11 protein-coding genes are annotated in these 12,670 nt (G+C 65.7%); all 11 read right to left on the reverse strand.

Annotated features, from left to right (window positions below):
• Window positions 1-128 precede the first annotated feature (128 nt).
• Window positions 129-1,652, reverse strand: a complete 1,524-nt coding sequence (locus HMPREF9440_RS00950) for an ATP-binding protein (RefSeq protein ID WP_008540606.1) — start codon at window positions 1,650-1,652, stop codon at window positions 129-131.
• A 154-nt stretch (window positions 1,653-1,806) separates the two neighbouring features.
• The gene (locus HMPREF9440_RS10330; protein ID WP_008540608.1) at window positions 1,807-2,172 is read right to left on the reverse strand and encodes a metal-sensitive transcriptional regulator; all 366 of its coding nucleotides are present in this window, start codon (window positions 2,170-2,172) and stop codon (window positions 1,807-1,809) included.
• Between the two features lie 146 nt (window positions 2,173-2,318).
• Entirely contained in the window at window positions 2,319-3,008 is a 690-nt protein-coding gene (locus HMPREF9440_RS00965) for a hypothetical protein (RefSeq protein ID WP_008540609.1), read from the reverse strand.
• A gap of 124 nt (window positions 3,009-3,132) precedes the next feature.
• A complete protein-coding gene (locus HMPREF9440_RS00970; RefSeq protein ID WP_008540611.1) occupies window positions 3,133-5,685 on the reverse strand; it encodes a heavy metal translocating P-type ATPase in 2,553 nt (850 codons plus the stop codon).
• A gap of 139 nt (window positions 5,686-5,824) precedes the next feature.
• Complete coding sequence (locus tag HMPREF9440_RS00975; RefSeq protein ID WP_008540612.1) at window positions 5,825-6,127, reverse strand: DUF6110 family protein; 303 nt, start codon at window positions 6,125-6,127, stop codon at window positions 5,825-5,827.
• A 492-nt stretch (window positions 6,128-6,619) separates the two neighbouring features.
• On the reverse strand, window positions 6,620-7,453 hold the full coding sequence (locus HMPREF9440_RS00980; RefSeq protein WP_008540614.1) for a type II toxin-antitoxin system RelB/DinJ family antitoxin: 834 nt from the start codon (window positions 7,451-7,453) through the stop codon (window positions 6,620-6,622).
• 46 nt (window positions 7,454-7,499) lie between these two features.
• The gene (locus HMPREF9440_RS00985; protein ID WP_008540615.1) at window positions 7,500-8,330 is read right to left on the reverse strand and encodes a metallophosphoesterase; all 831 of its coding nucleotides are present in this window, start codon (window positions 8,328-8,330) and stop codon (window positions 7,500-7,502) included.
• Window positions 8,331-8,403: 73 nt separating this feature from the next.
• The gene (locus tag HMPREF9440_RS00990) at window positions 8,404-9,513 is read right to left on the reverse strand and encodes an ABC transporter ATP-binding protein (RefSeq protein ID WP_008540616.1); all 1,110 of its coding nucleotides are present in this window, start codon (window positions 9,511-9,513) and stop codon (window positions 8,404-8,406) included.
• A 73-nt stretch (window positions 9,514-9,586) separates the two neighbouring features.
• Window positions 9,587-10,414: an ABC transporter permease gene (locus HMPREF9440_RS00995; protein ID WP_008540617.1), complete on the reverse strand. Its 828-nt coding sequence runs from the start codon at window positions 10,412-10,414 to the stop codon at window positions 9,587-9,589.
• Between the two features lie 10 nt (window positions 10,415-10,424).
• Window positions 10,425-11,222 carry an ABC transporter permease gene (locus HMPREF9440_RS01000; protein WP_008540618.1) on the reverse strand — a complete coding sequence of 266 codons (798 nt, stop codon included), beginning with the start codon at window positions 11,220-11,222 and terminating at the stop codon, window positions 10,425-10,427.
• 217 nt (window positions 11,223-11,439) lie between these two features.
• On the reverse strand, window positions 11,440-12,480 hold the full coding sequence (locus HMPREF9440_RS01005) for an extracellular solute-binding protein (RefSeq protein WP_008540624.1): 1,041 nt from the start codon (window positions 12,478-12,480) through the stop codon (window positions 11,440-11,442).
• Between the last annotated feature and the right edge of the window lie 190 nt (window positions 12,481-12,670).

A 12,670-nucleotide genomic window follows, 5' to 3' on the forward strand; every position in this document is an offset into this window, starting at 1 on the left:
TCCGCCGTCGAGGCTTGTCCGCGGTCTCGAAAGAACGCCGGAATCTCTTCCCGTACCGTGTGCACGCGGCTGTTCCACATCGGCGCGGCCATCACATCCCGAACGTACGGTTCGAAGTCGCCGCCGGTTTAAACCGCCCAAATCGTCGCGCCCGGCCCGGACGGGGTTTCGGGAAGCCGCCCTTGGAGCCCCCGGATGCCGTAGTTGGGATCGGCGGGATCGCCGCTCACCGTGACGACGTCGTCCGCTTCGAGCTGGCCGAGCTCCATCCGGATGCGCTCCCGAGCGATCGACGAAGGCAGCGTCCCGACGATTTGGTCGAGCGTCGGCGCAACGCGCTCCGCGCGGATGGCGGCGAGGATCATCATGCCGACGACAGAGATCCCTCTGCCCAACACCTTCTCATAGCGGTTGATGATCCGGAAGAACTCAAAATCCTCCTTGTTCTTCAGGAACTCCACGATGACCTGTTCGTCGGTCGTTTGCGCGTAGTCGGCCCAGAGCCGTCCGAAGCGCATGCTTTCAGACAAGATGACGTCCATGCCGCGCCCTGAGCTTTCGGCCAAGCCCGCCCGCTTCATGGCGAGCGCCAGCGCGGGATTGCGCCCCTGCGGGACGGCGTCGATCAGGTTCGACGCGGTGATTCCCTTCAGGAACCCGCCCGGGCTCGTCACCGTGAGCCGGTTCTCCCACATCCGGACCAAGACGCGCCCGGGGAGCGCGTAGCCCCTGTGGGCGAATGCGTTCACCAATGTCTCGCGGAACGCCTTCTCCGAAAAAGTCTCGATGACGAAACGCTGGCCGTTGAAGACCTGCTCCAACTCCTTGTTGTGCGCCCGGAAGTGGAGCATCAGCAACTCGAACGAGGCCGCGATGGGGAGCGACATGTCGACCGACCGGATGAGCCTGGTCCCCTCAAAAACCTGGAAGGTTGCCGCGGCGGTCGGGAGCACCCGTTGAAGCGCCTCGGATTTGCCGATCATGAGGAGGCCGCAGAACGTCGGCATGAGGACCTTGTCGACGGGATCCGGCCGCACGAAACCCATCGCCTTGTCGAAATCCTCATCCGACAGATCCAGGAGCGTCTTGTCGCCGCCGGCCCTGATGGGTTCGCGCAGGCGTTCGCGCTCCACGTCGGAGAGGTCGGCGCAGGTGCGGCTCGTGACGATCCTCGTTGAAAAGTCGACGGGTTCACGGAAGGTGAGTTCCGTCGCGTACTCACCCGGGAAGACGGGACGGTTCTCAGGCATACCGTCCCGCCGGAGCCGGCGCTTCAGCACGCGCCCGTCGATGCAGGCGACGGGGTGAAGCGACTTCGCGACCTTGATGACAACGACGGCGCACCCGCCCGGCAGAGTCTGCTTTTCCCAGCCGACCGAAACGCTCGGATGGGTCTTTTCGAAGATCACCGCCCGCGCGGCCTCGGCCTTCAACCATCGGCTTGTCGGATCGCTCAGGCCTTCAGGCGTTCCGTCGTCCGAGACGCCCAGAAAGATGAGACCGCCGTCGGCATTCGCCATGCCCACGACCGCGTCGACGACCTTGGAGTCGAACCGGTCGTCGGAAGGGCCGTCGGAAAGGTCGGCGGAAAGGCCGTCGCGACGGTCTGAGATGAATGAGACGGTCAGGGATTCGCCAGAGGGAATGTTCATGAGGGGCTCCAGGGGTGCGATGCCCCATCATGCCCCATTCATCTTCATCGATCAATCCGACGAATGACGAACCACGACGCATGCCGAAGCGAACACCCCACCCATCGACGTGAATGGCTGAGGGGTGCTCCTGAGCGCCTGCCGGAGCGGGCAGTCAGGCCTTCGGCCCCCTCGCCGGAGCTTCGGCGCTCTCTTCGGCCTCCACGACCTGCGCCTTCCCCGCAGCCTCCCCGGGCTGAGGTTCCGCAGCCGCCTTCCCGTCCCAACGCGAGAGCACCTCGCGCATGAGGCCACCGGCGTCCTCCACCATCTTCACAATGGCGGCGACCCAGCCGTCGACCATCCCCCGGGCGGTCTTCAGGAAGGCCTTGGTGTCCTCGGGCGACGCCGCCCAGGCCGCAAAGAGCGCGATGACGCCCAAAAGCGCCATCCCGAGGGCGAGCGAGAGCGCGAAGAGAAAGAGCGCGGCGGCCAAAAGCCCCGCGGCGACGAGCGCAAAGGTTCGGATCGTTTGATTCATGAGGAAAAGCGCCTCCCGGCGGGCGTTCGGTTCATCGTCTTGACCCGAAGCCTACCGCAGAAGGCGCTTCTCATGTGCCGGGCGGCGTGCGGCCGGAGGCTCACCTCCGGCCCCGCTTCAGTTCACCCGTCGGAGTGTTCCCGCGCTCAGAGCACGCGGCGGTGCTGCAGGAGGTGCACGGCCAAAAGACCGAGGAACCCGGCGCCGAACCCGGTGTGGGCGCCCTTGGCACGGCCGGTGGCGAGCACCGCGATCGAGACGGCCAAGAGGCCCAGCATCAGGCGGTTCTGCGCGACGCGCTTCGCGCGGGCGCCCTTCGTGACGTCGGGCGCGATCACGCGGGCCAAGGCCTGAAGCGGCGCGTCCGCGACGCGTTCAAACCCCGCCTGGGCTCGGTCGAGCGCGACCTTGGCGGTGTCGACGAACTCCTGACAGCCGCAGGTGCAGGCCTTCTTCTCCGCCCCGCAACCGCAGGCGCATTCCGAACCGGCACCTTCGGCGCATGCGCCCTCGCAGGCGCAGCACTTCTCTTCGCAGGACTCGTCCTTCTCGTCGAAGTACCCCATCATGCGGGCCATCTCGAGCATCCCGGCGGCTTCTTCAGCCAAAGCCTGGGGTTCGAGCGTGAGCACCGCCGGATCCCACGTGAGGAGCAGGCTCCCGACGCGGGGGTTGACGTCGACGCCCGTGACGCCTTCCTTCGCGGTCAGCGCGTCGCGGATCATCCCGACGAATTCGTCCGACGCGCCGCGAAGGAGCGGCAGACGAAGCCGCAAGCGCCCGGGGCAAAAGCTCCTGACGCCCTGAAGAAGCGTGTCTGCGGTGATGGGTTCCATGATTGTTCTTCCTTTTGACTGAGGTCTTCGGGACGGGCTCAGATGGGGAAAAGGGAACCCGCCTCAACGATGGGAAAAATGGTGAGGAAGGGGCCGCAGCCCCTTCGATTATCGCGCTTCGGCGTCAGGCGTTCGCAAGGAGCGGGATGCCGCCGTGAGCGCCGTGACCGCCATGTCCGCCTTGTCCGGCCAGAGCGCGTCCGCGGCCGGCGTCCGCGCCCTGCGCGGCGTGGCCCCGGCCGTCTTCGGCCAAGCCCACGACGTCGCGGACCTTCTCCAACGCGTGCACCGCGTTTTCGACCGCGCGGTCGATGTCGATCCCCTTGGCGTGGGGGTCGCGCATGGCGTTCAAGCACACGCCGATCGTGGTGCCGTTGTGAAGGAGCGCGCCCAGGGCCGGCATGAGGAGACCGGTCAAGCCGCCCGCCAAGAAGACGCCGTTCAGGCCCACCGAGATCCCGAAATTCTGACGGATCCGGCGCATGGCGGCGCGGCCCAGGCGGATCGCGTCGCAGAGCTTCCTGAGGTCGTTCCCGGCCAGCACGACGTCCGCGACTTCGCGGGCGATGTCGGCGCCGTCCTTCAACGTCACGCCCACGTCCGCGGACGAGAGCGCCGGGCTGTCGTTCACGCCGTCGCCCACCATCAGCACCTTGTGGCCGTTCGCCTTCAGGGCCGCGACCGTTTCGGCCTTCTCGTGCGGGAGGATCCCCGCGCGGAATTCCTCGATCCCGAGGCGCGCCGCCACGGCGGCCGCGGTCTTCTGGTCGTCGCCCGTCAACATCACGATGCGGCGGATGCCGAGCATGCGGAGTTCCGCAATGGTTTCGGCGGCTTCGTCGCGGATCGGGTCCTCGATCCCGAGGAGACCGATCAGGCGACCGCCCACGGCGAGGTAGAGGATCGAGAGACCGTCCTGCGCGAGCTCCTCGCGGATCCCCGTCGCAGGTGCGACGTCGACGCCTTCGTCCTCCAGAACGAAGTGGCGGGACCCGAGGACGACGCGCATCCCGTCCACGGAACTCGCGATCCCGTGCGCGACCACGTATTCGATTTCCGTGTCGTGGGTTTCGTCGTGGTGCGCGATCCCCTGCTCGTCCGCGGCGCGCACAACGGCGCGGCCGACCGGATGGGGAAAGTGTTCTTCCAAGCACGCGGCCAAGCGGAGCACTTCGTCTTCGGGGAAGGATTCGTCGAGCGACACGACGCGCTTCAATTTGGGCGCACTCTCCGTCAACGTCCCCGTCTTGTCGAAGACGACGGTATCGACTTCGGACAAGGCTTCCAAGTAGCGGCCACCCTTCACGATCACGCCCTCGTGCGTGCCCGATTTCATGGCGGTCAGAATCGCGAGCGGCGTCGCGAGGCGCAACGCACACGAGAAGTCGACCATGAGGACCGACGCCGCACGGTTGACGTCGCGCGTGAAGGCGTAGACCAGGCCCGCCAGGATGAAGTGCGCGGGCACGATGCGGTCGGCCCAGCGTTCGGCCTTCCCCTGGATTCCGGCCTTCGCCTTTTCGCTCTTTTCGATGAAATCGACGATCTGCGAGAGGCGCGTGCCGTCGCCCACGCCGGTGGGACGCACGTCGATTTCACCCGCTTCCAAAACGGTCCCCGCGAAGACGGAGCCGCCCTGGCTCCTGCGCACGGGGAGCGCCTCGCCGGTCATCGAGGCCTGGTTCACTTCGCCTTCGCCCGCGAGGACGACGCCGTCCACGGGAATCGCAGAACCCGCACGCACGACGACGCGGTCGGCTTCGGTGACGTCCTTGAGCGACTTCGTCAGCATCCGGCCGTCTTCGGCGCGCACCCAGACGGTGTCGACGCGAAGCGCCAGCTCGTCGGCGAGGCTCGCCATGCTGCGCTTCCTCGTGAAGTTCTCGAGCATTTCACCCAAGCCGAGGAGCACGACGAGAAGACCCGCCGTCTTGAAGTCGCGGCGAAAGAGCGACACGGTGAGCGCGGCGGCGTCAAGGACCGAGACGTTCAACTTGCCTTTCAAAAGCGCCTTCACGCCTTCGGCGATGAGCGGTATGCTCCCCAGAATCGCGTTGATCTGGTTCACGCCCATCGGCAGGAAGGGACGCAGGAAGACGAAGCGCGCCAAGGGGCCGAAGTCGATCCCGTCCTGGTCGGTGGAGGACACCGGGATCGTGAGCATCCGGCCGATGAAGCTCTTGCGGCCGGCACCGACACCCACACCAGCGGCGGCACCCGCCACCGCGGGAACGCCGGCGCCGACACCGGCACCGCGGCCGGTCGCCTTCGAGAAGACCGCATCCTTCACGCGGCGCCAAACTTCCAGAATCGGCATGTCGGCGACGAAACCCTCCACGCCCGACGCGATTTCCTTCGCGGCGGCGCAGGGACGCGCCTTCCGCGCACGGATCTCGCCCGCGGCGCGCACCGCGGCGGCCTGCGCCGCAGCCGCGCGGTGGCGGCGTACGGGAGGTTCCGTCCGGTAGCGCTTCAGCGCGGCTTCGAGCCGCACCCGCGCGCGCATGTCCGCGACGGTCGCGACGACGCTCCCGGTGCGCGGATTGACGGTGAGCCCCGTGACGCCCTCGATGCGCTCGAGGTCGTCCGCGATGATCGCGGCGCTCGCGAGCGTCATGGGCACCTTGGTGCGCCAGCGCGTGCGGTTGCCGACTTCGTGAATCAGGTCAAACTGCATGGGTGAATGAGGTCCTCGAAAAGCCGCGTGCCTCCCCTCTACGGGCAGGCGCCGCGGCTTCGGTTTCTCGGGTTCAGCGCAACATCGGGCCGCTCAAGCACAGCTTCAGCGGCCCCACGAAACGGTACGGTGCGAAGAATCAGACGGCGGGCTTCGGTTCGGCTTCGGCGACGACTTCCGCTTCCGCCGCGGCCGCTTCGGCTTCCTTGGCGGCGCGGCGTTCCTGCGCCTTGACTTCCGCTTCGGCCATCACGTCGGCGAGGTCTTCACGGACGCCGTCGACGCCGGCCATGAGCTTGTCCTTCAGATCAATGCCCGACGACAGAAGGTCCGTCGCGAGGGGCTTGACGTCGAGCTTGCCGCGCGTGAGCGCCACGGCGCCCAGAGCACCCACGAGAACACCGCCCACGAAGAAGAGGCCGTACTTGGTCGTTTCGTTCATTTTTTTCAATCCCTTTAGAGTTCTCCCGGCGCCGTGGACCCCTGGCCCGTTCCGCCGGAAGTGAGGTCGTATTTTATCGCGAATGGTTCTCATTCGGTTGATTTCAGCGCGGTTTTTGGGATTAGTTCCCTTGGCGTAGAGCCGAATCGGGGAAAGGATTCGGGGCTTGCCCTAGGCCGCGCGCGCAACCATCATCATACCATTTGGGGATCCTTTTCCGCAAGAAACCGACCGGAAACGGCGTGTGACGGAAGAAGTTGGCGTGAAGAAGGAGTCCGCCCACGCTTCATTCGCCGTTATTCACAAACGGAATAACGCAAAGACAACCGCAATTCGGCGGACCGTGAGGAAACCCTTCGGGAAAGGTTGGGACTTGCGGGGTGATGCCGGACCGGGCACCGGCAGGCGACCGGCCGTCAAAAACGGTCACGATCCGGTCACTTCCCCACGTTGCCGCGAGAAGACGGGCAGGACATCCTGCTTGAAAGAGGTTCAGGATCCCCGCTCGAGCATTGTCCGGACGACGGCGCAGAGCTCCGTCCGCCTCTTGAAGAGCGGATGCCGCACGTCGGCCCGGGCCATGCTCGACGGGTCGCCATGCTTCGCCGTGCGGTCGGCACCCAGCCAAACGCACGCTTCCGTGCGTGCGGCTCCGAAGGCTTCGACCAGGCGTGCGGGCGTGCTTGCCGTCCAGGCGCACCAAAGGAACGGATAGGTCGCCTTCTCGGCCGGATCTCGGAAGTCTCCCGACGCGATCTCGGGCTGTTCCGCCAACATCCGGAGCGCCTCGCCAGAGTTTTTCGTGCGCACGTAAAAGAGATTCAGCATCCGGACAAAGGCGTTCACCGGGATCGGTTCGCCCTTCTCGGTGAACGCGTCGACGAAGGCGGTCAAAACCCGGCCAATCGTTGCGTCCACCGTTCCTTCGACACCCCGGCCGGTTGCCTCGGACGAACCAGGGTTGAGGCCCACGACGGCCCCGACGCACACGGGCTCAATGCCTTCGACCGGGCGGCGGAACCAGAGCTTCGTATCGAAGCGGAGCGGCACGCCGTCCTTTTCGAAATAGTCGGCGGTGGCGGCGTAGGCGAGCGGCGCTTCCGCAGTGACCGTCTTCTCTGCGGCATCGGAACCGTGGCCGGATGCCTCAAACGGGATCCGATTCAACCGGACCGAAGCTTCGGCAAACCGCATGCAGGCCTCCTGGATCGAGAGACCAGCGGCTTCACAAACGTCCTCGAAACGACGCTTGAGGTCTTCGTCGATCTGGAAGTTGACCGTGTTTCGGTTCATGGCGTGCTCCACGGGCATGTTGTTCTCCAACATTCTCCTCCAACCGTGCCGCCGTCTGTTGCCGTCGACAGCCTCCGCCTCAGTCTTCCGGATTCACCGCCCCGGCGAACGGGAACGGCCCCGCGTAGCTCGCCTCCATGGCGAAGTGCCCGAGGAAGGTGTTCCAGGCACCCTCCCGCCACTGATGGAGCGCCCAACCGGCGGGCTCCAGCCGGAAGCAGTCGCCCGCGCTCGCCGTGAACCCCACCGGAATCGCGAGCGCGGCGGAAGGCGCCGTCACGACGACGTTCGCACCCGTCGTCTGCAGGATCGCACGGTGCATGTGGCCGGTCGCCAAACGCACGTCGGGGCGCGCGGCGAGGACCTTGAGGAACGCCTCGCGGTTCCCGAAATCCTCGTCCATCACGCCCATCCCGCAGGTCAGGGGCGTGTGGTGCGTGAAGACCATCGCGGGCGCAGGGTCCGAGAGTTCGTCCGCAAGCCGCTCCAGAACGGTCTCGGGGATCGCGCCCCAATGTCTGCCGGGCTGGAGCGTATCCAAAAGGAAGAGCCTGACGCCGCCCACCCGGACCGTCTGGTCCAGCCGGTCGCCGCTCCAGAAGTCGCCGAAGTACCCGGCGAGGATCCGCCGCATGGGTTCGCGCCGGTCGTGGTTCCCGGGAAGGAAGCGCACGGGGATCCCTGCGGCGTCGAAGATCGAGAAGGCATCCGCCACCTGACGGTAGGCGGTTTCGTTGCCGTCGCAGGCAATGTCCCCTGTCACGACCACGACGTCGGCGCCCACGTCCTTGGCGAGCTCCAACGCGTGTCCCGCCACGACGGGGAGCTTCCCTGCGGTGTCTTCCTGCCCGTAGGCCAAAACGCCCGCGGGTTCGACGTGAAGGTCGGAGAGCTGCAAAACGGTGCACATGGGGCGGTCCTCGTCGTGTGGGTTTCTGTCTCTATGGAATCGGCTCAAGTGTTCAGGGTTCAGGGGTCAGGCTTCAGGCTTCGGGGCGCGCGAAGACCAGCATGTCCCCGGGCTCGACGATGAGCTTCATCTTCGCGCCGGAGACGACCGACGCGTCCGCCTCGGGGAGGTTCACCTTGACGAGCCCGCCCGTCGCGGTGACGGCGGTCACGCGCACGAAGTTCCCCATGAAGTGGACGTCCTTCACCGTCACCTCCGGTCCCGCCGCATCCGCGGCGGACGACAAACGCGCGTCGTCCGGGCGGAAGTAGAGTTCGGCGTTGTGCTCTTCGCCCTGCCCGCTCCGCCGGGTTTGAGCGGCCTCCGCGCGTTCGCGGTTGATGCTGGTGAGCGAAGAAACCGGCGTCGTCGTCCCGAGCCAATTGAGGGCACCCTCCGCCACCCGCGCGCGGATCTTGTTGGAGCCGCCGACGAACCCCGCCACGAAGCCCGTCGCGGGCGACTGCCAGACTTCCGTCGGGGACGCGGCCTGATGGATGCGGCCGCCCTCCATCACGACGATCTGGTCGCCCAGCACCATCGCCTCGTCCTGGTCGTGCGTCACGATCACGGCGGTGATGCCGAGCTCTTTGAGGATCACGGCCAGCTCCTCGCGGACCTTGTGGCGGATCTGGGCGTCCAAGGCCGAAAGCGGTTCGTCGAGAAGGAGGATCTTCGGCTTGATGGCGAGCGCGCGGGCCAACGCCACGCGCTGACGCTGCCCGCCTGAGAGCGCGAGGACGTTCCGGTCCTTGTACTTCTCGAGGTTCACGAGCGCCAGCATCTTGTCGACGACGCGGTTGATCTCTTCTTTGGGCGTCCCGCGCACGCGAAGCCCGTAGCCGACGTTTTCCGCCACGGTCATGTGCGGGAACAGCGCGTAGGCCTGAAACATGAAGCCGATCCGGCGCTTCTCCGCCGGGACGTCCGTCATGTCTTCGCCGCCGATGATGAGTCGCCCGCCGTCGTCGGGCGTCTCCAACCCCGCGATGATGCGAAGGAGCGTCGTCTTCCCGCAGCCCGAGGGCCCGAGGAGCACCGTGCGGCAGCCGCCTTCCAAGGTGAGCGTGAAGGGTTGGAGCACCAACGTGTCGCCGTAGTGCTTGGAGATGTTCCGGAGTTCGATCGCAACGGATTCGGTCATGTCGTTCTCTGTGAATTCGGTTCAGTCGTCTGTCGTATGTCGTCGTGCGCTGGTCATGCGGGCCGCGGAAGCCTTACTTGCTCCGCTTTTCCGCCATCCGGCGGCGGATCCGCTCAGGGAGGCTCTGCATGAGGGTGAGGAGCGGCACCAGAATGACGAGGAAGAGGAACGTGTACGCGCTCCCCACTTCGAGGCGCATCGACGCGTAGGCGTCCGCCATCCCGACGGGAAGCGTGCGCGTGTCCGGGGTCTGGAGCATCCAGCTGATGTTGAATTCGCCCAGGGAGACGGTCGTCACCATCAGCCCGCCCGCGATGATCCCCGGCATCGCCACCGGCACCACCACGCGCATGAAGGTCGTGAAGGGGGACGCCCCGAGCGTGGCCGAGGCTTCTTCGTACGCCGCGATCGGCTCGACGCGGAGCACCGCGACGACGCTTCGCACCATGAAGGGGAGACAGAACATCACGTGCCCGCACAGGATGAAGAGGTTGCTCTGGCGGAATTCGCCCCAGCCGCCCCAGATCAGAAGGATGCCGAGACCGATCGCGAGGCCCGGAATCGAGAGGGGCAGAATGAGCGCTTCTTCGAGAAGGCCCGCCCAACGGCGGCGCTCTTCGCGCACGAGCACCCAGGCGCAGGGGACGCCGATCAGGATCGTGATCACGAGCGTCCCGAACGCGATCCCGAGGCTTCGGATGATCGTGTCGCCGTAGAGCTCCAGCACCTTCGAGATCCAGTCCGTCGTCCACCCGGCCTTGGGGCCGCGGAAGGCGTTCTTCATGAAGGCCGTCAGCACCATCTGCACGACGGGCGCCAAAAGAAAGAGGAGCGTCAGGCCGGTGACGACCGCCTGCGCGATCGTGACCGGGGTCCAATGGAGTTTCTTCTTCGTCTTCATGGCCTTCTCCTCAGACGTCGCGCGCGCTCCAGCGGCGCGCGATCAGGAGCATCACCCACGTGATCGCGCCCAGCACGACGGAGAGCATCGAGGCGGCGGCGATGTTGGCGGAGAGCGTGAATTCGGTGTAGATCGTGATCGGGAGGACGTTGATGTCGGTGGCGAGCGTGAAGGCCGTGCCGAAGGCGCCCATCGAGGTCGCGAAGCAGATCGCGCCGGTCGAGACCAACGCGGGCGTGAGGGCGGGCAGCGTCACGTCCAAAAGGATCCGCCAGGAGCCGGCTCCCAGCGTGCGGGCGGCTTCTTCGTACATGGGGTTGATCTTTTTTGCGGCCGCCATCACGGTCGTGACGACGCGGGGGATCGAAAAGTACACGTAGCCGGCGAAGAGCCCCGCCATCCCGTAGGCGAAGACCAATTTCCCGAGTCCGGCCGACTGCGTCGCCATCCCGAGCAGGCCGTTTCGGCCGCCCAACATGATGATCATGAAGCCCACCACGACGCCCGGAAAGGAGAGCGGGAGCGTCATCAGACTCACGACGGCGTTCCTGCCGGGGAAGTCGTTCTTTTCAAGAAAGAGCCCCGTGAAGGTTCCGAGGAGCACGCTCGCCGCGGTGACGACGACGGAGAGCACGATGGTGGAGATCATGCTCGACGCGTACCGCGGATTCGTGATGATCTCGGCGTAGAGCATGAGGCCTTCGTTGGCGGAGACCGATGCGGGCAGAAGCCGGATGATCGGAAGCACGAAGAAGGCGAGAAGCACGACCAAAGTCGGCAGGATGAACGCTAAGGAGCCGCGTTTCATGAGTTCTCAGGTTCTCGGTTGGAGGTGAACCGCAGGTCTGCTTCAAGGGCACGTGAAGATCGCCGGGGTTTCCGGAGGAATGCGTCCTCGGGACACCCCTTCGGAGCGGCGGCCTTCACGCCTGCGGGAGTCGTCCGCAGGGGTGCTCATGCCTCCCTGCGGCGGGGCCGCCCGGCATGAAACCTCAGGCGGCCTCTTCTGCTGAATCCCGAAGGACTCAGCTCTTCATCGCGAGCAGGTACGCTTCGCCGAAGGCCTGCTGGACTTCCGCCATGCGGCCGTAGTCGATGCTCCCCGCGCGGGCGTATTCCGATGCCGGCAGGAACTTCGCCGCGGCCTCCGGCGCGATCTTTTCGAGTTCGCCCACGACGGGACGCAGGAAGTTGTCGGCCCAGTGCTTCTGGCCCTTTTCCGAGAGCACGAAGTCGATCACGGCCTTGCCGTTTTCCATGTGCGGGGCGTTCTTCACCAAGCACATCACGTAGGGCACCTGGATCGTGCCTTCCGCCGGGATCACGAACTCGATCGGCGCGCCGTCGACGTGCTTCGCGCGGTAGGCGGCGAAGTCGTAGTCGAAGAGGATGGGAATCTCGCCCGAGAGGCAGCGCGCGTAGGCGGTCTGCTTCGGGACGATCGGGCTGTTGTCGCGAAGTTTCTTGAAGTAGTCGAGCGCGGGCTGGAAGTTGTCGAGGCTCCCGCCCATCGCCTGGTTGACCGCCATCGCGCAGGCGTAGCCGACGAAGGCGGACGAAGGATCAAGGAAGCCCACGAGCCCCTCGTACTTCGGGTCAAGGAGGTCATTCCAACTCTTCGGGACGGGAAGGCCGTCGAGCGCCTCGACGTTGACCATCAGGCCGATGGTCCCCGCGTGGATCGACACCCAGGCGCCGTCCGGGTCCTTCAAACCGTCGGGAACGCGGTTCCAGCCTTCGCCCTTGTAGTTTTCGACGAGGCCCTGGTTCTTCGCGTTGATCGCGAAGGAGACGCCGAGGTAGCAGGCGTCCGCCACCGGGTTCTTCTGTTCGGCGAGGATCTGCGAGACGGACTGGCCGGAATTCTTGTTGTCCACCGGCACGGAGATGCCCGTTTCCTTCTTGATCAACTGCAGCATCGCGCCCCAACCGGCCCACTCCGCGGGCGCGTTGTAGACGATGGCGCGGCCGTCCGCGGCGAGCGCCGGCAGCGACACGCCGACACCGCAGGACCAAAGGGCCGCGGCGAGCGCGGACTTCGCAAATTCACGTCGAGAAATGGACATGGAATCGTTTCTCCAGATGGGGGATGGTGGTCTGCACGAAAGACGACGGGGGGAAGTCTCTCCCTCGTCGGCAGTCCTACGGAGAATGGATTTTGACGTTCCTCTTTGACGGGAGCGTTTCGGTTTTGTGACGATTCTATGACGCCGACAGCCTTCTTTAATCGTGAATTTCTCTCAAACGGGTACACGT

The sequence above is a fragment of the Sutterella parvirubra YIT 11816 genome, assembly GCF_000250875.1.
Taxonomy (GTDB): domain Bacteria; phylum Pseudomonadota; class Gammaproteobacteria; order Burkholderiales; family Burkholderiaceae_F; genus Sutterella; species Sutterella parvirubra.